Origin of the sequence: Streptomyces sp. NPDC014006, assembly GCF_043088925.1 — a bacterium.
In the GTDB taxonomy this organism is placed as follows: domain Bacteria; phylum Actinomycetota; class Actinomycetes; order Streptomycetales; family Streptomycetaceae; genus Streptomyces.
This window is the reverse complement of the sequence record NZ_JBICAJ010000011.1, coordinates 232916-253424: the sequence shown is the minus strand read 5'-3', so window position 1 is coordinate 253424 and position 20509 is coordinate 232916. Positions and strand designations below refer to the sequence as shown.

Annotated in this window: 16 protein-coding genes, 1 pseudogene and 1 riboswitch; of the genes and pseudogenes, 10 read left to right on the top strand and 7 right to left on the bottom strand. The window is 70.9% G+C overall.

Translation table 11 applies throughout. The features are described 5' to 3' along the window. Positions 1 to 31: 31 nt before the first annotated feature. Entirely contained in the window at positions 32 to 574 is a 543-nt protein-coding gene (locus ACF1GV_RS32390) for a GNAT family N-acetyltransferase (RefSeq protein ID WP_391687861.1), read from the top strand. 87 nt (positions 575 to 661) lie between these two features. On the opposite strand, the gene ACF1GV_RS32385 is transcribed toward ACF1GV_RS32390, so the two are convergent. Further along, entirely contained in the window at positions 662 to 1354 is a 693-nt protein-coding gene (locus ACF1GV_RS32385) for a response regulator (RefSeq protein WP_363266230.1), read from the bottom strand. Positions 1355 to 1514: 160 nt separating this feature from the next. On the opposite strand from ACF1GV_RS32385, the gene ACF1GV_RS32380 reads away from it, so the two are divergent. The 3 genes from ACF1GV_RS32380 (at position 1515) to ACF1GV_RS32370 (ending at position 4353) form a co-directional block, all read left to right on the top strand. Continuing rightward, complete coding sequence (locus ACF1GV_RS32380) at positions 1515 to 2330, top strand: ABC transporter ATP-binding protein (RefSeq protein WP_363266229.1); 816 nt, start codon at positions 1515 to 1517, stop codon at positions 2328 to 2330. Further along, complete coding sequence (locus ACF1GV_RS32375) at positions 2320 to 3183, top strand: ABC transporter permease (protein ID WP_363266228.1); 864 nt, start codon at positions 2320 to 2322, stop codon at positions 3181 to 3183. The genes ACF1GV_RS32380 and ACF1GV_RS32375 overlap by 11 nt, the downstream gene beginning before the upstream one ends. A gap of 99 nt (positions 3184 to 3282) precedes the next feature. Further along, positions 3283 to 4353, top strand: a complete 1071-nt coding sequence (locus ACF1GV_RS32370) for an ABC transporter substrate-binding protein (protein WP_391687857.1) — start codon at positions 3283 to 3285, stop codon at positions 4351 to 4353. 98 nt (positions 4354 to 4451) lie between these two features. Here the strand turns inward: ACF1GV_RS32370 and ACF1GV_RS32365 are convergent, their stop codons facing one another. The 4 genes from ACF1GV_RS32365 to ACF1GV_RS32350 form a co-directional block, all read right to left on the bottom strand. Next, positions 4452 to 5132 carry a response regulator gene (locus ACF1GV_RS32365; RefSeq protein ID WP_391687854.1) on the bottom strand — a complete coding sequence of 227 codons (681 nt, stop codon included), beginning with the start codon at positions 5130 to 5132 and terminating at the stop codon, positions 4452 to 4454. Further along, entirely contained in the window at positions 5129 to 6805 is a 1677-nt protein-coding gene (locus ACF1GV_RS32360; RefSeq protein ID WP_391687851.1) for an ATP-binding protein, read from the bottom strand. The genes ACF1GV_RS32365 and ACF1GV_RS32360 overlap by 4 nt, the downstream gene beginning before the upstream one ends. 137 nt (positions 6806 to 6942) lie before the next feature. Then, positions 6943 to 7899 carry a sucrase ferredoxin gene (locus ACF1GV_RS32355; protein WP_391687849.1) on the bottom strand — a complete coding sequence of 319 codons (957 nt, stop codon included), beginning with the start codon at positions 7897 to 7899 and terminating at the stop codon, positions 6943 to 6945. A gap of 79 nt (positions 7900 to 7978) precedes the next feature. Further along, the gene (locus ACF1GV_RS32350) at positions 7979 to 9235 is read right to left on the bottom strand and encodes a citrate synthase (RefSeq protein WP_391687846.1); all 1257 of its coding nucleotides are present in this window, start codon (positions 9233 to 9235) and stop codon (positions 7979 to 7981) included. A gap of 99 nt (positions 9236 to 9334) precedes the next feature. Between ACF1GV_RS32350 and ACF1GV_RS32345 the strand changes: the two genes are divergently transcribed. Then, the gene (locus ACF1GV_RS32345; protein WP_391687843.1) at positions 9335 to 10513 is read left to right on the top strand and encodes a citrate synthase/methylcitrate synthase; all 1179 of its coding nucleotides are present in this window, start codon (positions 9335 to 9337) and stop codon (positions 10511 to 10513) included. Positions 10514 to 10862: 349 nt separating this feature from the next. On the opposite strand, the pseudogene ACF1GV_RS32340 reads toward ACF1GV_RS32345, so the two are convergent. Continuing rightward, positions 10863 to 11101: pseudogene (locus ACF1GV_RS32340) on the bottom strand (DUF6082 family protein). 398 nt (positions 11102 to 11499) lie between these two features. Between ACF1GV_RS32340 and ACF1GV_RS32335 the strand changes: the two are divergent. Further along, the gene (locus ACF1GV_RS32335; RefSeq protein WP_391687840.1) at positions 11500 to 12651 is read left to right on the top strand and encodes a CobW family GTP-binding protein; all 1152 of its coding nucleotides are present in this window, start codon (positions 11500 to 11502) and stop codon (positions 12649 to 12651) included. Here ACF1GV_RS32335 and ACF1GV_RS32330 read toward each other — a convergent pair. Then, entirely contained in the window at positions 12648 to 15098 is a 2451-nt protein-coding gene (locus ACF1GV_RS32330; protein WP_391687838.1) for a DNA topoisomerase (ATP-hydrolyzing) subunit A, read from the bottom strand. The genes ACF1GV_RS32335 and ACF1GV_RS32330 overlap by 4 nt on opposite strands. 372 nt (positions 15099 to 15470) lie before the next feature. Between ACF1GV_RS32330 and ACF1GV_RS32325 the strand changes: the two genes are divergently transcribed. From ACF1GV_RS32325 to ACF1GV_RS32310, 4 genes are all read left to right on the top strand, one after another. Continuing rightward, complete coding sequence (locus ACF1GV_RS32325; protein ID WP_391687835.1) at positions 15471 to 16865, top strand: M16 family metallopeptidase; 1395 nt, start codon at positions 15471 to 15473, stop codon at positions 16863 to 16865. After that, positions 16862 to 18250: a M16 family metallopeptidase gene (locus ACF1GV_RS32320; protein WP_391687832.1), complete on the top strand. Its 1389-nt coding sequence runs from the start codon at positions 16862 to 16864 to the stop codon at positions 18248 to 18250. The genes ACF1GV_RS32325 and ACF1GV_RS32320 overlap by 4 nt, the downstream gene beginning before the upstream one ends. Positions 18251 to 18483: 233 nt before the next feature. After that, a riboswitch (cyclic di-AMP (ydaO/yuaA leader) is annotated at positions 18484 to 18637 on the top strand. A 12-nt stretch (positions 18638 to 18649) separates the two neighbouring features. Beyond that, complete coding sequence (locus ACF1GV_RS32315; protein WP_391687829.1) at positions 18650 to 19393, top strand: M23 family metallopeptidase; 744 nt, start codon at positions 18650 to 18652, stop codon at positions 19391 to 19393. Positions 19394 to 19634: 241 nt separating this feature from the next. After that, positions 19635 to 20327 carry a GntR family transcriptional regulator gene (locus ACF1GV_RS32310; protein WP_363266214.1) on the top strand — a complete coding sequence of 231 codons (693 nt, stop codon included), beginning with the start codon at positions 19635 to 19637 and terminating at the stop codon, positions 20325 to 20327. The last annotated feature ends 182 nt before the right edge of the window (positions 20328 to 20509 follow it).

Genomic DNA, 20509 nt, shown 5'->3' with positions numbered 1-20509 from the left:
GCCGGTCAACCCGGTCGTATAGGAAGCTTGCATGCTTACAGGCAGCAAGGTCGGACTCAGGGCCCGGCACGCGGAAGACATCCCGATCCTGCGGACCGAGCTCTACGACGACGTGGCCAACGCCGCGCGGGCCGAAGGCCGGCCGTGGCGGCCGATGACGCCCGGCTCGGAGGACTCGCGTCTCGTGGTGGACGACAAGGAGCAGGGGCACGTTCCGTTCTCCGTGGTGGAGCTGGAGGGCGGCACGCTGATCGGTACCGCGAATCTGTGGGGCATCGACAACCACAGCCGGTCCGCGCACATCGGGCTGGGACTGCTGCCGTCCGCCCGCGGAAAGGGCTACGGCACCGACGTGGTCGCGGTGCTGTGCCACTACGGCTTCGTCGTACGAGGTCTGCATCGGCTGCAGATCGAAACACTGGCGGACAACGCCGCGATGCTGCGCTCCGCCGAGCACAACGGCTTCGTCCGCGAGGGCGTGCTGCGCTCCTCGGCCTGGGTGATGGGCGAGTTCCTGGACGAGGTGCTGCTCGGGCTCCTGGTCCACGAGTGGAAGCCGAGCGTGCAGGCATAGGTGGCCATGCGCCCGTAGCCGACCTACGCCACGACCGTGAGGCCGCCGTGGGGCAGGTCGGTTGGGCGCGAGAGGGACCCTCAGGGCTCAGGGCGCGACCCACGCGTACCGGTGCTCGGGACGGCCCGTGTCGCCGTACTTCAGGGACAGCCGCAGACGGCCGGCCTGTTCGAGGTGGCGCAGGTAGCGCTGGGCGGTCGAGCGGCTCAGGCCGGTGCGGGTGGCGACCTCGTGGGCCGACAGGGGCTGATCGGAGCGGTGCAGCACCGAGCAGATCAGGTCCGTGGTGGGCTCCGAATGGCCGCTCGGCAACCCCGGCGACGACGGCACCGGGGCCGTCCGCAGGGCGCCGAAGATGCGGTCGACCTGCTCCTGGCCGGCGACGCCGCGGCCGCCGACCCGGTCCACGGTGCGGCGCAGCGCGGCGTAGGAGTCCAGGCGGGTGCGCAGGGCGGCGAAGGTGAACGGTTTCACCAGGTAGTGCAGCGCGCCGAGACGCATCGCGGTCTGCACGGTCGTGACATCACCGGCGGCCGTGATCATGATGACGTCGGTCCCATGGCCCTGCTGACGCATCCGGTGCACGAGTTGCAGGCCCGTCTGGTCGGGCAGGTAGTGGTCGAGCAGCACCAGGTCGATCCCGCCGCGCTCGACGGCGGCCAGAGCCTGGGCAGCGCTGTGGGCGCGGGCGGCCACCCGGAAGCCGGGAACCTTTCCCACGTACTTGGCGTTGATCTCGGCGACGCGGAAGTCGTCGTCCACCACCAGGACGTCAATCATCGGGCCTCTTTCTGTCAAGGCCAGGCGGGCGTGACGCCCGTGTTTCGGTTCCGTTGTTGTAGCGCGAGCAAAATGAGCACAACAGGCTGTTGCAAGCAAAAGAAGCGCATGTGCTCACAAGACTGCTGCTGTGGCCCGGGCCACATCTACGGTCCGGCCCATGAGCACAGACACCAGCCCCGCCATCGAACTGCGGGGCGCAGGCAAAACCTTCCGGACGCCGTCCGGTGGTCTGCACACGGCCGTCAGGGACCTCGACCTGACCGTGCACCAAGGCGAGTTCGTGGCCGTCGTCGGCCCCACAGGTTGCGGCAAGTCGACGACGTTGACGCTGGTCAGCGGCCTGGAGGAGCCCAGCGAGGGCGAGGTTCTGGTCGCCGGTGAGCCGGTGCGCGGCGTCGGCGACAAGGTCGGCTTCGTCTTCCAGCAGGACGCCACCTTCCCGTGGCGCACGGTGCTGTCCAACGTCATGGCGGGCCCCCGCTTCCGCGGCGTACCGAAGGCCGAGGCGAAGGAGAAGGCACGCGCCTGGCTGGCCCGGGTCGGGCTCTCCGCCTTCGAGGACCGCTATCCGCACCAGCTCTCCGGAGGCCAGCGCAAGCGGGTCGCCCTCGCCGCGACGTTCGTCAACGACCCCGAGATCCTGCTCATGGACGAGCCCTTCTCGGCGCTCGACGTGCAGACCCGGGCGCTGATGTCGGACGAGCTGCTGGAGCTGTGGGAGGGCACGCGTGCCTCCGTCGTCTTCGTCACCCACGACCTGGAGGAGTCCATCGCCCTGGCCGACCGGGTCGTCGTGATGACGGCCGGTCCCGCCACCGTCAAGCAGGTCTTCGACATCGACCTGCCGAGGCCCCGCAAGGTCGAGCAGGTGCGCCTGGAGCCGCGCTTCCTGGAGATCTACCGGGAGATCTGGGAGTGCCTCGGCGAAGAGGTGCGCATCACCCGCGAGAGGGGTGCCGCTCATGTCGCCTGAGGTGCTCAGCACGCCGGTCGTCGACACGGCCAAGATCCCGGACCGTGCGCACTCACGCGCGCGTGCCGCCCGCAGACGCAAGGTCGTCGTCACGTCCGTGCGTGTCCTGCTGCTGGTCGCCGTGCTCGGTCTGTGGGAGATGCTCTCGCGCGCCAAGGTCATCGATCCGTTCAACTTCTCGATGCCCTCGCAGATCTGGGACCAGATCTCCACCTGGGTCATGCACGGGACGGCGCTCGGCTCCCTCGGCGAGCAGATCTGGGCCACGCTCTACGAGGCGCTCGTCGGATGGGTCGTCGGTGTCATCGCCGGTGTGGTTCTCGGTATCGCGCTCGGGCGGATCGCCTTCCTCGCCGATGTCCTTGGTCCATACATCAAGGTGCTCAACTCGATACCCAGGATCGTCCTGGCCCCGATCTTCGTGATCTGGTTCGGCCTCGGCCCCGTTTCGAAGGTGGCGTCCGCCGTCGTCCTGGTCTTCTTCCCGGTGTTCTTCAACGCCTTCCAGGGCGCCCGCGAGGTCGACCGCAACCTCGTGGCCAACGCGCGGATCCTCGGCGCGAGCAACCGGCGGGTGACCCTCCAGGTGGTCATCCCGTCTGCGACGTCCTGGATCTTCACCAGCCTCCATGTCAGCTTCGGCTTCGCCCTCATCGGCGCCATCGTCGGCGAGTACATCGGCGCGACCAAGGGCATCGGCCTGCTCGTCGCGCAGTCGCAGGGCACCTTCAACGCCGCCGGTGTGTACGCGGCGATGGTGATCCTGGCCGTCGTCGCCCTCCTGGCCGAGGGGCTGCTGACCTTCGCCGAGCGACGCATCTTCCGCTGGAAGCCGTCCCGCTCCGACAGCTGACGCCGGTCTCTTCGCCCCGTCCTGTCCCGCGCCCTCTCCTCCCGCCGCCTCTTTCACCCCCGCCGCCCGCCCGGCCCTCTTCCAAGGACGTGAACCCTCATGCGCAAGACCCCTCGCCAGACCGCCAGATACGCCTCGCTGGCCACCGCCGGCCTGCTCGCCCTCACCTCGCTCACCGCCTGCGCCAACGACGCGGCCGGCACCTCCGCCGATGCGGGCAGCAAGGGTGACGGCAAGGGCGTCAAGGTCAAGATCATGGTCGGCGGCCTGGACAAGGTCATCTACCTGCCCGCGATGCTCACCCAGCGCCTCGGCTACTTCGACGCCGAGGGCCTGGACGTGGAGCTGCTGAGCGAGCCGGCCGGTGTGCAGGCCGAGACCGCGCTCGTCTCCGGTCAGGTCCAGGGGGCCGTCGGCTTCTACGACCACACGCTGGACCTCCAGGTGAAGGGCAAGGCCGTCGAGTCCGTCGTGCAGTTCTCGCACGCGCCCGGCGAGGTGGAGGTCGTCTCCACCAAGGCGGAGAAGGACATCACCTCGCCCAAGGACTTCAAGGGCAAGAAGCTCGGCGTCACCGGGCTCGGCTCCTCGACCGACTTCCTCACCAAGTACCTGGCGGTCACCAACGGGGTGAAGGTCAGCGAGTTCACCCCGGTCGCGGTCGGCGCCGGACCGACGTTCATCTCCGCCCTCCAGCAGGGCGCGATCGACGGCGGCATGACGACCGACCCCACGGTCGCGACCATCCTCGACAAGAACGCCGGGAAGGTGCTGCTGGACATGCGCACGCCCGAGGGCTCGCAGTCGGCGCTCGGCGGTCCGTACCCGTCGTCCAGTCTGTACATGCAGACGAACTGGGTGAACAGCCACAAGGACACCGTCCAGAAGTTGGCCAATGCATTCGTCAAGACGCTCAAGTGGATGTCCACGCACAGCGCCTCCGAGATCGCCGACAAGATGCCCGCCGACTACTCGCAGGGCAACAAGGTCCTGTACGCCGCCGCCATCAAGAGCACGCTGCCGATGTTCACCAAGGACGGGTTGATGCCGGCGAACGGCCCCGAGACCGTCGAGAAGGTTCTCAAGGCGTTCAACCCCACCATCAAGAACGCCAAGGTCGACCTCAGCAAGACCTACACGACCGAGTTCGTCGAGAAGGCGGCCGGCTGACAACCGGCAGGAGCACCACCCGGGGATCGAGAAGTCCGGGGGCCGCGGTCCGTACTCCTGGACGGGCACGGCCCCTTCCACCGCCCCACGGCCGTGCCTCAGGCGCGGGTCGCCCACACGTAACGGTGTTCCGGGCGGCCCGCGTCGCCGTACTTCAGCGTCAGCCGCGCGCGCCCGGTGCGCTCCAGGAGCTTCAGATAGCGCTGCGCGGTCTGCCGGCTCAGTCCGGTCCGCTCGGCGATCTCCTGGGCCGACAGCGGCCCGTCGGCGTTCATCAGCGCCTGCCGGACCAGTTCCGCGGTGGTGGGGGAGTGGCCCTTGGGCAGCCCCGGCTCCGACGAAGCGGACAGCGCGCCGAAGATCCGGTCCACGTCCGCCTGCTCGGCCTCGCCGCCGCCGTCCAGCCTGCGGCGCAGCGCCGCGTACGCCTCCAGCTTGGCGCGCAGGCCCGCGAAGGCGAACGGCTTGACCAGGTACTGCAGCGCGCCCTGCCGCATCGCCGCCTGCACCGTCGCGATGTCCCGCGCCGCCGTCACCATGATCACGTCCGTCTGGTGGCCGCGCCGCCGCATCGTTGAGACGACCTCCAGGCCCGTCTCGTCCGGCAGGTAGTGGTCCATGAGGACGAGGTCCAGGTGGGGCAGCTCCTCCACCTGCCGCAGCGCCTCCGCCGCGCTGTGCGCCTCACCCGCGACGTGGAAGCCGGGCACCTTCGCCACGTAGGCGGCGTTGACCTGGGCGACCCGGGCGTCGTCGTCCACGACCAGGACCTCGATCATCGCGCCTCCTCCTCGACGGCTGTGTCCGCCGGCCCGGCCAGGGCGGGCTGCAGTTCCAGGTCGGGCTCGGCCAGGGCCTCCGGCAGCACGATCGTGAACTGCGCGCCCCCGCCCTCCGCCTCGGCCACGCTCGCCCTGCCGCCCTGCCGTTCGGCGAGCCGGCGTACCAGCGACAGGCCGATCCCGCGCTTGCCGTGTGCCGGCGGCTTCTTGGTGGACCAGCCGTCCGTGAACACCAGCTCCCGCTGCTCCTCCGGAACGCCGGGCCCGGTGTCCCGTACGCGGAGCACCGCGGTACGGCCTTCGGCGCGCAGTTCGACCTCCACGCGCGCGTGCGGCGTGCCCGCGACGGCGTCGAGCGCGTTGTCGACCAGGTTCCCCACGATCGTCACCAGCCCGCGCGGGTCCACCAGCCGGTCCGGCAGCCGGGTGCGGTCCGAGATCCACAGGGCGACGCCGCGCTCGGCCGCCACGGTCGCCTTCCCCACCAGCAGCGCGGCGAGCAGCGGGTCCTGGATCTTCTCCGTGACCTGCTCCGCGGTCGCCCGGTGGTCGCCGACGACCTCCCCGACGAACTCGACGGCGTCGTCGTACATCTCCAGCTCGAGCAGGCCGAGCAGGGTGTGCATGCGGTTGGCGTGCTCGTGGTCCTGGGCGCGCAGCGCGTCGATCAGACCGCGCGTGGAGTCCAGTTCACGGCCCAGCTGCTCCAGCTCGGTCCGGTCGCGCAGGGTGGCCACGGCGCCGCCGTCGTCCGTGGGCATCCGGTTGGCCACCAGGACCCGGTGCCCGCGCACGGTGAGCAGATCGGTGCCGGTGACCCGGCCGGCCAGCACGTCGGCCGTACGGCCCTCGCCGAGCGCCTCGTCGGGGGAGCGCCCCACCGCCTCCTCGCCGATGCCCAGCAGGCGCTGCGCCTCGTCGTTGAGCAGCCGGACCCGACCGCCGCGATCCAGGGCGACGACGCCCTCCCGGATACCGTGCAGCATCGCCTCACGCTCGGCGAGCAGCCCGGAGATGTCGGAGAACGCCAGATCGCGGGTCTGCCGCTGGACCCGCCGTGAGATGAGCCAGGCGGCCAGGGCGCCCACGGCCAGGGCCCCGCCGGCGTACGCGAGCAACCCGGGGATCGCGCTGATCAGCCGCGCCCGCACGCTGTCGTACGCGATACCGACGGACACCGCCCCGACGATGTGCCCGCTCGGGTCGCGCAGCGGCACCTTGCCGCGGGCGGAGCGGCCCAGCGTGCCGTTGTCGATCTCCATGACCTCGTTGCCTTCGAGCGCGTCGCGGGGGTCGGTGGAGACGTGGCGGCCGATCTGCTTCGGGTCGGTGTGCGACCAGCGGGTGCCGTCCTCGTTCATGATCACGACGTACTCGGCCTGCGTGGCCTTGCGGATGCGCTCCGCCTCCTGCTGCACCGGTCCGTGGACGCTGGGCGCGGTGGTCTGCAGGTCCTTCGCGATCTGCGGCTGCTGCGCGGTGGTCTCCGCGATGGCGAGGGCGCGGCGCATCGCCTGGTCGTCCAGCTGGTGGCTGAGCGGCGCGAGGAACAGCCCGGTCGCCAGGACCGCGACGCCTGCGGCGATCGCCACCTGCATCAGCAGCACCTGCGAGAACACCCGCCGCGGCAGACCGAGGCGCAGACGGCGTGCGGGGGGAGTGGGGCTCATACCCATGACGGTACGTGCCGGTGACGGCTGAGCCGTAGGGGGTGTGGCCCGGATCTCTTGACCCGTGCTTGACCGGATCTTGATCGGAGGCCCGTCCCTGGATGGGTCAAGGACGACGCCTCGACATGATCAACCCGTCAGCGGCTGTGTGCAGGACTCGTCGAGGGGGCCGCGGTCACTTCCTCGACGGCCACGACGTCCATCCGTGCGGGCGTGCCCAGCACTGCGGCCCCGCAGCTCTCCGGGCGCGGCGGCAGCGCCTCGCCCTGATCGACGGTGACCCGCCAGCGGCGGCCGTCGACGTGGGCGACGAGCACTTCCCAGCGGGGAGCCGCGCCGTCCGTGCATATGACGCGCAGCGCCTCCGCGGCGTACTCGCCCGCGACGCCGCGCACGGCCAGCTCGGCCGCCTGGCCCGGGCGCTCCCAGGCCGACGCGCCCCGGCATCCCTCGACCACGATCCGGCCCTGCTGGGCGCCGTGCAGCACCTCCTTGACGGCGTGCGCCTGCGCCCGGCCGTAGGCGTAGCCGTACGGCAGCACGAGCACCGTCGGCGAGAAGCGATGTCCACCCAGATGGGTGACCTCCCACACGCCCGTCACGCCCGAGGCCGTGAGCTCGGCGGCGAGGGGCCGGCCGAGCATCGCGCAGCACCGGTCGCGCTTGCCGTTGGTGCACACCAGCGCCAGCGGTCCGTCCGTGTGCGGGCGGCCGTCGAGAACGGTGTCGAAGCCGGTGTGGTCGCCCCGGCCGAGCGCGGCGAGGTCGAGATCGAGGAGGCGGCGGGGATCGGTGAGCGCGGCGCCGTGCAGCCATACCTTCCCGGGGACGGTGTGGGCGGCGTACACGTGCCGTACGTCCGGGGTGCCGAAGTCGGCGTGGCGGCCGGGGCGCCGGATCAGCGCGATCCGTACGCCGGTGCCCTCGGCGGCGGCTTCCAGGGCGCGGCCCAGTGCCGGATCCAGGTGGCTGGAAACGAGCGCCTTGGCGCCCCACGGGCCGGGCTGTTCCAGCAGCAGCCAGGTCGTCGCGGTGGCCGCGGTTCCGGAAACGGGCTCGTCGAGGGCCCGCGAGGCGGTCGCGCACGTACTCACAGAGGTGAGCCTAACCTGACTTCGCATGGCGTGACTTCCGGCCGCGTCCGTGTCCTGGTCCGCACGAGTACCCGCGGGCTCACTCCGGCAACGGCTGTGGCGGTTTCGGCCCCACGTACTGCCCGCTCGGACGCATTCGCAGCGGGCGCTCCGCGTACTCCTCCAGCGCGTGCGCGATCCAGCCGGCGGTACGGGCCACCGCGAAGATCGTCTCACCGGCCGTGGGCGGCATTCCGTGCGAGACGGTGAACACGGCCAGGGCCAGGTCGACGTTGGCGTGCAGGGGGGCGTGGCGGGCGGTGGTGGCCACGATGTCGCGGGCGGCGGCCAGGGCGGGCTCGGCCTGCGGGACCTGCGCCAGCAGGGCGAACAGGGCACGCGCGCGTGGGTCCTCACCGGGGTAGAGCCGGTGGCCCAGCCCGGGGATACGGCGTCCCGCGCGCAGTTCCTCCGCGATCACCGGACCGGCGTTGCCCTCGTCCAGCACTTCCTGAAGCAGGCGGTGGGCGAGTCCGCTGGCCGCGCCGTGCAGCGGCCCCTCGATGACGCCGAGGCCCGCGGAGACGGCCGCGTAGGCGTGCGCGCGGGCCGAGGCGGCGACGCGGACGGCGAGTGTGGAGGCGGCCAGATCGTGGTCCACGAGGAGGCAGAGCGCGGCGTCCAGCACGCGCAGGGAGGCCTCGTCGGGTTCCCGGCCGGTGAGCGCGGCCCACAGGCGGTGGGCCAGGGGGCCGGTCCGGCGGTCGGAGCGGTGCGCGGGGGCGAGAGCGGCGACGAGGGTCGGGATGAGGGTGCGGGCGGTCCCGAGCACGGCTTCCTCGGAGAGGTCGAAGCGCAGCGGATCCTCGGCCGCGGCGGCGATCGCGGCGACCCGCAACCGGTCGGCGGGACCGGAGTGTTCGGGCAGGGAGCGCACGGCGCGGCGGGCCGCCGCCACGGACGCCTCCGGGGCGGTGAACGTGACACCGGGACGCAGCCGGCCGGTCCACAGCCACTCGGCGATCTCCTCGTAGGAGTACCGGGCGGCCAGTTCGGTCGCGTCCACGCCGCGGAAGTAGTAGCGGTCCTGCTCGATGAGGGTGATGCGGGTACGGACGGACAGCTCGCCACCGGGGCCCGGACCGCCCGCGCTCTCACGCCTGTTGCGCCGGGCCAGTGCCTCGACCTCCGCGGCGTCGAAGCTGCTGCCCCGCCCGCCGGACACGCGGCGGCTGCTGAGCTGACCGCGACTCACGTACGCGTACACGGTCTCGGGCTTCACGCCCAGCAGTTCGGCGGCCTCCTTGGTGGTCAGCCGCCGTCCCGGGTGGCCGGGGTGGGGTTCATGGTCACGCATGGAGGTCACCGTAGCCGCCTCCTCGATACATTGAGCGAATCAACATTGACAGGAATCGAGTCAAGCATAGACAGTCGAATCAATGCCAAGGAGGGAAACATGTCCGTCAATGGATCCGCGATGAGCCCCGTCTCCCCGTTGATCGAGGCGCCCCGCGGGCTGGCCGGAGTCGTCGTGACCGATACCGGCATCGGTGACGTCCGCGGCCGCGAGGGCTTCTACCACTACCGCCAGTACTCGGCAGTCGAGCTCGCCGGGACGCGCTCCTTCGAGGACGTCTGGCACCTGCTCGTCCTCGGTGACCTGCCGGACGCCGAGCGGGGCGCCGCCTTCGCCGCGCGGACGGCTTCGCTGCGCCGGCTCCCCGACGAGGTGCGCGCGGTGCTGCCCGCCATCGCGGCGGCGGGTTCCGCCTCCGGGCCGCTCGCCGGGATGCGCACCGCGCTGTCGCTGCTCGGCGCAGCCAAGGGATTCAGCCCGGTCTACGACATCGACAGCGCCCGGCGGCGGGAGGACACGCTCGTGGCCGTCGCGGCCGTACCGACGCTGCTGGCCGCCCTGTACCGGCTGGGGTGCGGGCTGGAGCCGGTGGAGCCCCGGGAGGACCTGTCGTACGCCGCGAACTACCTGTACATGGTGACCGGTTCCGAGCCCGACGCGGAGCGGGCCCGGGCCATCGAGCAGTACTTGATCTCAACCATTGATCACGGCTTCAATGCGTCAACGTTCACCGGCCGTGTCATCGCGTCGACCGGCGCGGATGTGGCCGCGTGTCTCGTCGGTGCCGTGGGAGCGCTGTCCGGACCGCTGCATGGTGGCGCGCCCAGCCGGGCGCTGGACACCCTGGACGCGATCGGCAGCCCCGACCGCATCGACGACTGGATCCGTGAGCGGGTCCTGGCCGGTGAGCGGATCATGGGCTTCGGCCACGCGGTCTACCGCACCGAGGACCCCCGTTCCCGGATGCTCCGCGAGATCGCCCAGCGCTTCGGCGGCCCGCGCGTGGACTTCGCCGTCCAGGTGGAACGCCAGGTCGAGGCGCTCCTCGCTGAACTGAAGCCCGGACGCGAACTGCACACGAACGTCGAGTTCTACGCGGGGGTCGTCATGGAACTGTGCGGTCTGCCCCGCGAGATGTTCACCCCCACCTTCGCCGCGGCACGGGTGGTGGGCTGGAGCGCCAACATCCTCGAACAGGCGGAGGATCCGAAGATCATCCGCCCCGTGGCGCGGTATGTCGGGCCGCCCGCGCCGGTGGCCGTTCCCTCAGCCTTCTGAGCAGGCGTGAGGCCTGGTGCCGTTCCGGGCGCCAGGCCTCATCGATGGGGCGTCGAGCAGGAGCGGGGTACCGGGCTGCTCGCCGGATGTCTCGTCCGGCTCGGGTGCGGCCGGCATCCGGCCGGAGGCGCGAGGGGGCGGGTCAAGGGTGGACGTGCCGCCGCGGGGTGACGTCAGGCGTCGGGGATGTCCGCCTTGGCGCGGATCAGCGTCTCCCGGCTGACGATGACGATGCGTTCGTAGTCGGCGCGGGAGGCGTCCGCGGGCAGCGGAGGCACGGTGCTGGGGATCACGCCAGTGGTGCTGTTGTGCTCTGTGTGGCCGGACGGTCAAAAGTCACTCCGCCGTGTCAACCGGTCGGCGGGTTGCCGACCACCCACCACTCGTCGGTTTCCGCGTCGTCGAGTTCCTGGACCAAGCCGTCGATCATGAGACCGAGCTGTGCCTCCTCCGACGACTCGTTCAGAGTGGCGCGCATGTGCCGGGAGGCTTCCCAGTAGTCGCGGAAGACCTGGCTCTGCAGCAGCTCCCCCATGTGCCGGTACAGCTCCTCCCGGTCCAGGAGCCCGCCCGGTGGCTGTGGTACAGGTAGGCGTACCAGGCGTTGGCGTACAGGAACTCGCGGCGCTTCTCCGCCGGGATGTCCTTGCCGTGAATTTCCGTGTGGCCATGTCAACCCCCGAATCAGGCGACCGTCCGCCGGTCGTCGATGTGGGGCGACTGATGGGGACCGGCGAGCGATGGGCGGCGCTTGCCGCATCCAGGGTGCCGAGCGGCTCTGATCGGCGGGGAGGCGGAGAGGAGGCGCACGGAGGGAAGCGAGGGTCGCACAATCCGGCACCTTCTCCACGTCTGCCCCGCAAGTGCTGCTGACAAGCGTTCACTTCGCCGTGATTCTTACGGCTCGTATCCTGGGGCGGCATTCAATCCACAGACGTACGCCGTCCCGTGAGCCGGTGTACGCACAGGCGTGAGAGAGGTCGTACGTGGGGCACAGCCCGAGTCCGCGGCAGATCCCGGTCGTCGTGCTCGCCGGATTCCTCGGCTCCGGCAAGACCACCCTGCTCAACCACCTGCTGCACCGCAGCGGCGGCAGCCGTATCGGCGCGATCGTCAACGACTTCGGTGCCATCGAGATCGACGCCATGGCGGTGGCCGGCGCGCTCGGCGACTCCACCGTCTCGCTCGGCAACGGCTGTCTGTGCTGCGCCGTCGACGCCAGTGAACTTGATCAATATCTTGACCGGCTCGTCCAGCCGTCCCTGGGTATCGACGTCGTCGTGATCGAGGCCAGCGGCCTCGCCGAGCCGCAGGAACTCGTCCGCATGCTGCTGGCCAGCGAGAACCCCCGGGTCGTCTACGGCGGCCTCGTCGAGGTGGTGGACGCGGCGGAGTTCGACGACACCCGCGCCCGGCACCCCGAGATCGACCGGCACCTCGCTCTCGCCGACCTCGTCGTCGTGAACAAGCTCGACCGGACCGCCGACGGTGAGCGCGTCCTCGGGCTCGTCCGTTCCCTCACCGACCGGGCCGCTGTCGTACCCGCCACCTACGGCCGGATCGACCCGGAGTTCCTCTTCGACTGCCGCCCCAGCGAGGAGCGCATCGGGCAACTGTCCTTCGACGACCTGCACCAGCATGACGACGACGAGACCGGCGGCCACGCCGGGCATCTGCACACCGGCTACGACAGCCTCTCCTTCACGTCCGATCTGCCGCTGGAGCCCCGGCGGCTGATGGAGTTCCTCGACAGCCGCCCCGAGGGGCTGTACCGGATCAAGGGCTACGTCGACTTCGGACCGTACGACCGGCACAACCGGTACGCCGTGCACGCCGTCGGGCGGTTCCTGCGCTTCTACCCCGAGCCCTGGCCCGCGGCGGACGCCCGGCTCACGCAGCTCGTCCTCATCGGCGCGGGCATCGACGCGGACGCACTCGAGGGGCAGCTCGACGCGTGCAAGAACGGCGCCCCACACGCCGACGAGCACGGCATGTGGGGCGTCCTTCGCTACGTCCGCGATCCCGAGGGCGAACCCGGTGGCGAACCCGACACCGTCGACGAGCCGCCGGCCCAGACCGACGAGCCGCCGGCCCATACCGGCGAGGTCCCGGTCGAGACCGACGAGCCCTCGGTTTAGACCGGACCTGCCACCGCCGCCACCGTCTTCGGCAGGGACACGCCCGAGCCGTCGCGGCGCGGGTCGGGCTCGGGCAACTCGGCCGGGGTGCCGTTCTTCTGCGCCGCCCTGGCCGGCGCCGGGCCCGCCCAGGCCAGCGACAGGCAGTCCTCTCCCTTGAGGAACCGCTGGCAGCGCACCCCACCGGTGGCCCGGCCCTTGCGCGGATACTGGTCGAACGGGGTCACCTTGCCCGTCGTCTGCACGGAGTCGTCCAGCGTGCCGCGCGAGCCCGCGACCGTGAAGACGATCGCGTCGGCAGCCGGGTCCACCGCCGTGAACGAGATGACCTTGGCGCCTTCGGTGAGCTTGATGCCGGTCATGCCGCCCGCCGGCCGGCCCTGCGGACGGACCACGGACGCCTGGAAACGCAGCAACTGGGCGTCGTCCGTGATGAAGACCAGGTCCTCCTCACCCGTACGCAGCTCGACCGCGCCGACGATCCGGTCGCCCTCCTTGAGGGTGATGACCTCCAGCTCGTCCTTGTTGGCCGGGTAGTCGGGCACCACCCGCTTCACCACGCCCTGCTCGGTGCCGAGCGCCAGACCGGGGGAGGACTCGTCGAGCGTGGTCAGGCAGATCACCTGCTCGTTGTCCTCCAGCGAGACGAACTCCGGCAGCGGGGCCCCGCCCGAGAGGTTCGGCGCGGATGCCGTGTCCGGCAGCTGCGGCAGGTCGACCACGTTGAGCCGCAGCAGCCGGCCCCCGGACGTGACCACACCGACCTCGCCGCGCGCCGTCGCCGGCACCGCCGAGACGATCACGTCGTGCTTGCTGCGCCGGCCGTCGCCGTCATCGAACGGGTCGGCGGTCGCGGTGCGGGCCAGCAGTCCGGTGGAGGACAGCAGCACCCGGCACGGGTCGTCGGCGACCTGCAGCGACACCGTGGCCGTCGGGGAGCCCGCGGACTCCAGCAGGACCGTACGCCGGTCGGTGCCGAACTTCTTGGCCACCGCGGCCAGTTCGTTGGAGACCAGCTTGCGCAGTTCGGCGTCCGAATCCAGGATCCGGGTCAGCTCCTCGATCTCCGCGTTCAGCCGGTCCTTCTCCGCCTCCAGCTCGATGCGGTCGTACTTGGTCAGCCGGCGCAGCGGCGTGTCGAGGATGTACTGGGTCTGGATCTCGCTGAGCGAGAAGCGCTCCATCAGGCGCTGCTTGGCCTGCGCGGAGTTCTCGCTGGAGCGGATCAGCCGGATGACCTCGTCGATGTCGACGAGCGCCGTCAGCAGGCCCTCCACCAGGTGCAGCCGGTCGCGCTTCTTGGTCCGGCGGAACTCCGAGCGGCGGCGGATGACCTCGAAGCGGTGGTCGAGATAGACCTCCAGCAGCTCCTTCAGGCCCAGCGTCAGCGGCTGGCCGTCGACCAGGGCGACGTTGTTGATGCCGAAGGACTCCTCCATCGGCGTGAGCTTGTACAGCTGCTCGAGGACCGCCTCCGGCACGAAGCCGTTCTTGATCTCGATGACCAGGCGCAGCCCGTGCTCGCGGTCGGTGAGGTCCTTGACGTCGGCGATGCCCTGGAGCTTCTTCGAGCCGACCAGGTCCTTGATCTTGGCGATGACCTTCTCGGGACCGACCGCGAAAGGCAGCTCTGTGACGATCAGGCCCTTGCGGCGCGCGGTGACGTCCTCCACGGACACCGTCGCGCGCATCTTGAACGTGCCGCGGCCCGTCTCGTACGCGTCGCGGATGCCGGACAGGCCGACGATCCGGCCGCCCGTGGGCAGGTCGGGGCCAGGGACGTGCTTCATCAGCGCGTCGAGGTCGGCGTTCGGATGCCTGATCAGGTGCCGGGCGGCCGCGATCACCTCGCGCAGGTTGTGCGGCGGCATGTTCGTCGCCATGCCGACCGCGATCCCGGACGAGCCGTTGACCAGCAGGTTCGGGAAGGCGGCCGGCAGGGTGACCGGCTCGCGCTCCTGGCCGTCGTAGTTGGGCTGGAAGTCGACGGTGTCCTCGTCGATCGACTCCGTCATCAGCCCCGTGGCCTCGGCCATCCGGCACTCGGTGTACCGCATGGCGGCCGGCGGGTCGTCGTTGCCGAGCGAGCCGAAGTTGCCGTGGCCGTCGACCAGCGGCACGCGCATGGAGAAGGGCTGCGCCATACGCACCAGCGCGTCGTAGATCGACGCGTCGCCGTGCGGATGCAGCTTGCCCATGACCTCGCCGACGACGCGGGCGCACTTGACGTAGCCGCGCTCGGGGCGCAGTCCCATCTCGTTCATCTGGTAGACGATGCGGCGGTGCACCGGCTTGAGGCCGTCCCGGGCGTCCGGCAGGGCGCGGGAGTAGATGACCGAGTACGCGTACTCGAGGAAGGAGCCCTGCATCTCGTCGACGACGTCGATGTCGAGGATCTTCTCCTCGTAGTCGTCGGGCGGCGGGGTCTTCGTGCTGCGGCGGGCCATCGCTGCCTGGCTCCTTGCTGAAGCGTGAACGGTATCTGACGCGGACCATTGTGGACCGTGGGACTGACAAGCCGGGCGCGGACCCGGCCCCGGCGTACGAAGCAGTGCCCGCGCACCCGACTCCGGCTGCGTGAAGCGGCGCCCAAACACCCGGCCTTCCGGCATCGCGCGGCCGTAGGGGAGCGCCCGAGTCGGGGCGCCGGATCCCCGGCCGTGCCGACCCGCGCACGACGATCGTCCGCAGGCTACGCGATCTCGCTGTCGGCGTACCTCGTGCGGGAACTTCGCCGCCGGTCCGCACACTTGCATACAGTGGCAGGACGGCAGGAAACGCGCGGTTTCACGACCGCTTCCGCGATGGAAGGGACGTACATGCCCATGGGTCACACGGCTACAGCCGAGGCAGGCTCCGGCGGACTGACAGCAACCGAGCACCGCCTGGCCAACGGCCTGCGCGTGGTGCTCTCCGAGGACCACCTGACCCCGGTCGCGGCGGTGTGCCTCTGGTACGACGTCGGCTCGCGCCACGAGGTCAAGGGGCGTACGGGTCTGGCTCACCTTTTCGAGCACCTGATGTTCCAGGGCTCCGCCCAGGTCAAGGGCAACGGTCACTTCGAGCTGGTGCAGGGCGCCGGCGGGTCGCTGAACGGCACCACCAGCTTCGAGCGCACCAACTACTTCGAGACCATGCCCACCCACCAGCTGGAGCTCGCGCTCTGGCTGGAGGCCGACCGCATGGGCTCCCTGCTGGCCGCCCTGGACGAGGAGTCCATGGAGAACCAGCGAGACGTCGTCAAGAACGAGCGCCGCCAGCGCTACGACAACGTCCCCTACGGCACCGCCTTCGAGCGGCTGACCGCCCTCGCCTACCCCGAGGGCCACCCCTACCACCACACCCCGATCGGCTCCATGGCGGACCTGGACGCGGCCACCCTCGAGGACGCCCGCCGCTTCTTCCGCACCTACTACGCGCCGAACAACGCGGTCCTGTCGATCGTCGGCGACATCGACCCGGAGCAGACCCTCGCCTGGGTCGAGAAGTACTTCGGCTCCATCCCCGCCCACGACGGCAAGCCCGAGCCGCGCGACGGCACGCTGCCCGAGGTCATCGGCCGGCAGCTGCGCGAGGTCGTCCGCGAGGAGGTCCCCGCGCGCGCCCTGATGGGCGCCTACCGGCTGCCGCACGACGGCACGCGCGCGTGCGACGCGGCGGACCTCGCGCTGACGATCCTCGGCGGCGGTGAGTCCTCCCGCCTGTACAACCGGCTCGTGCGCCGGGACCGTACGGCTGTCGCGGCCGGCTTCGGGCTGCTGCGCCTCGCCGGAGCGCCCTCCCTGGGCTGGCTGGACGTGAAGACGTCCGGTGACGTCGAGGTGCCGGTCATCGAGGCCGCGATCGACGAGGAGCTCGCCCGGTTCGCCGCGGAGGGCCCCACGGCCGAGGAGATGGAACGCGCGCAGGCCCAGCTGGAGCGCGAGTGGCTGGACCGGCTCGGTACCGTCGCCGGCCGCGCCGACGAACTGTGCCGCTATGCCGTCCTGTTCGGTGACCCGCAGCTCGCCCTCACCGCCGTTCAGCGCGTGCTCGAGGTGACGCCCGAGGAGGTGCAGGAGGTCGCCAAGGCCCGGCTGCGCCCCGACAACCGCGCGGTGCTCGTGTACGAGCCGAAGACCCCGGAGGCCGTACCGGACGCCGATGTGCCCGAGGACCCTGAGCAGGAAGCGACCGTAGAGGCCGGCGACAAGAACGAGGAGACGGCCAAGTGACCGAGCTCGCCACGATGGACTTCCACCCCCAGCCCCAGGCGGGCGAGGCCAGGCCGTGGGCGTTTCCGGCCCCCGAGCGCGGCACGCTCGACAACGGCCTGACGGTGCTGCGCTGCCACCGCCCCGGCCAGCAGGTCGTCGCCGTCGAGGTGCTCCTGGCCGCGCCCCTGGACGCCGAGCCCGCCGGCCTGGACGGCGTCGCCACGATCATGGCGCGCGCCTTCTCCGAGGGCACGGACAAGCATTCCGCCGAGGAGTTCGCCGCCGAGCTGGAGCGCGCCGGCGCCACCCTCGACGCGCACGCCGACCACCCGGGCGTCCGCCTCAGCCTGGAGGTGCCCGCCTCCCGGCTGGCCAAGGGCCTCGGCCTGCTCGCCGACGCCCTCAGGGCGCCCGCCTTCGCCGACAGCGAGATCGAACGGCTGGTGCGCAACCGCCTCGACGAGATCCCGCACGAGCTGGCCAGCCCGGCCCGCCGCGCCGCCAAGGAGATGTCCAAGGAGCTCTTCCCGGCGGACTCCCGCATGTCGCGCCCGCGTCAGGGCACCGAGGAGACGGTCGCAGCCGTCGACGCGGCCGCCGTACGCGCCTTCTACGAGCGGCATGTGCGCCCCGCCACCGCGACCGCGGTGGTCGTCGGCGATCTGACCGGTCTCGACCTCGACGACCTCCTCGGTGACACCGTGGGCGCCTGGACGGGTTCGCGCACCGAGCCGCGTCCCGTGCCGGCGGTGACCGCTGACGACACCGGCCGCGTCGTCATCGTGGACCGCCCCGGCGCCGTCCAGACGCAGCTGCTCATCGGCCGGATCGGCCCCGACCGGCACGACCGTGTGTGGCCCGCCCAGGTGCTCGGCACGTACTGCCTGGGCGGCACCCTCACCTCCCGCCTGGACCGCGTCCTGCGCGAGGAGAAGGGCTACACCTACGGTGTGCGCGCCTTCAGCCAGGTGCTGCGCTCCGCCCCCGACGGCACGGGCGCGGCGATGCTCGCCATCAGCGGTTCCGTGGACACGCCGAACACCGGTCCGGCGCTGCACGACCTCTTCACGGTGCTGCGCACCCTGGCGGCGGACGGCCTGACCGACGCCGAGCGCGACGTCGCCGTGCAGAACCTCGTCGGGGTGGCACCGCTGAAGTACGAGACCGCGGCCGCCGTCGCGGGCACGCTCGCCGACCAGGTCGAGCAGCATCTGCCCGACGACTACCAGGCGACGCTGTACCGGCAGCTCGCCGCGACCGGCACCGTGGAGGCCACGGCGGCGGTCGTGAACGCCTTCCCGGTGAACCGTCTGGTGACCGTACTGGTCGGTGACGCGGCGCAGATCAAGGAGCCCGTCGAGGCCCTCGGGATCGGCGACGTCACGGTGGTGAGCGCGGAGTAGCCGCACGCGTGCGGGGCCCTGGTGTCTGACGGAGCACCAGGGCCCTTGCCGTATCCCCGGGTCTGTTTGTGATTGAAGGCGCCGCATCCCACATATGCCCGAATTGGGGCGGAGGTTGCCTTTCTGGCCTGTGGGATGCGCTACAAAACTCCTGTTTCGTTTGAGGATTGAAGGCCGATCACCGTAGCTTCGTCCGGGCTGTCCGTCAGGCATAGCGCCGCACCCGCGGCACCGGACAGTCATCGCCGAGTCCCCGTACGGCGCGAGCCAGGGGAGCCGGGGACCCACACGTCCCTGGGGTGAATCGGGTGCCCGCGAGGGTGCTCGTAGGAGACCTTCCTGCTCCGAACCCGTCAGCTAACCCGGTAGGCGAGAGGGAAGGAAAGGACAAGCCACCACATGGCGTTCGTCAGCGCCACCGGGAAGCACCGTCGTCCCAGCCGGATGAAGCGCACCACCGCGCAGGCCGCCGGAATCGCCGCGCTCACCACCACCGGCGTCATCGGCACCCTCGCGGCCCCCGCCCTCGCCGCCGACACCTCCGCCGAGCAGACCGGTCTGCTCCCCGTGATCAGCGTCGACGACTCGCTCGCCGCCCAGATCGACGCCCAGGCGGAGGCCCAGAAGCAGGCCGCCGAGCAGAAGGCCATCGAGGAGGCCGCGCGCGAGGCCGCCGCCGAGCGCGCCCACGAGGCCAAGGAGCGCGCCGCCCGTGAGGCCGAGCGCAAGCGCCTGACCACCTTCGTGGCCCCGATCGCGCACTCCTACGTCTCCACCGGTTACCAGGCCAGCAGCTCCCTGTGGTCCTCCGGCCACCACACCGGCATCGACTTCCACGCCGCCACCGGCACCACCGTGCACGCGGTGGGCTACGGCACCGTCGTCGAGACCGGCTGGGGCGGCGCCTACGGCAACCAGATCGTCATCCGCATGCACGACGGCACGTACACCCAGTACGGGCACCTGTCGTCGATCGATGTCGTGGTCGGCCAGCAGGTCGTCGCCGGCCAGCAGATCGGTCTGTCCGGCGCGACCGGCAACGTCACCGGCCCGCACCTGCACTTCGAGGCGCGCACCAGCCCCGAGTACGGCTCCGACATGGACCCGATCGCCTATCTGCGCGCGCACGGCGTGAACGTCTGACACCCGAGCACGGCACCCACTCGGGGAAGCCCCGGCGCATCGCGCCGGGGCTTTCTCCGTTTTCCGGCTCTTCGTCCCCGCCTCTTCATACCCGCCTCTTCGTCCCGGAGAACCCCGGCGAGGTGACCAAAAAATATCCATGGAATCCGGCCTGCCGTCGGAAATTCGGCCCCCTTGGAATAGAGTCACGGAACACGCGTCCATCGTCGGCGTTTCACGGGGCTCAAGGCGGAGGTCGGACATGCGTATTCCGGCGCACTCGGTGTGCACGGCGATCCGGGACGACATCGTCGCCGGTGTCCATGAGCGCGGCAGCCGGCTCACCGAGGAACTCCTCGCGCGCCGGTACGGCGTCTCCCGGGTGCCCGTGCGGGAGGCGTTGCGCACCCTGGAGGCCGAGGGCTTCGTCGTGACGCGACGGCACGCGGGCGCGTGCGTGGCCGAGCCCACCGAGCAGGAAGCGGCCGACCTGCTGGAGATGCGGATGCTGCTGGAGCCGCTCGGTGTGGCGCGGGCCGCCCAGCGGCGCACCGAGGCGCATCTGAAGGTGCTGCGCGGCCTGGTGCGGCTCGGTCAGGACCGGGCCAGGCACGGCACCGGCGACGACTTGCGCTCCCTGGGCGGCTGGTTCCACGAGACGCTCGTCCAGGCGTGCGGCAGCCAGGCGCTGACCGCCACACTCACTCAGCTGCGCCACAAGATCGCCTGGATGTACGCCGTGGAGCCGTCGGCCGACCCCGTCAGGTCCTGGGCCGAGCACGGTGCGATCGCGGACGCGGTGGCGCGTGGCGACGGGGAACGCGCGCGTGCGGTCGCCGCCCTGCACACCGAGCGTTCCACCGCCGCGTATCGGCTGCGCTTCTTCGGCGGCGACCGACCCGAGCGTGTGAGAAGTTCGCAACACCCCGTAAACACGTCGGGCCTACGGCATTAACACGAGCGCCGTATACAAAGAGAGGGATATGCGCGCCCACTGAAAGGGATGCCCTTTTCATGGGCTGGCCTTTTACCTCGTGCCGTCAATTTCCGTCCGCGTCGCCTCATGGTGGACGGGAAAAGCGAAGCCGCGCCGGCCCTGAAAGGCCGACGCGGCTTCTTTATGCGTGACTCGGACGG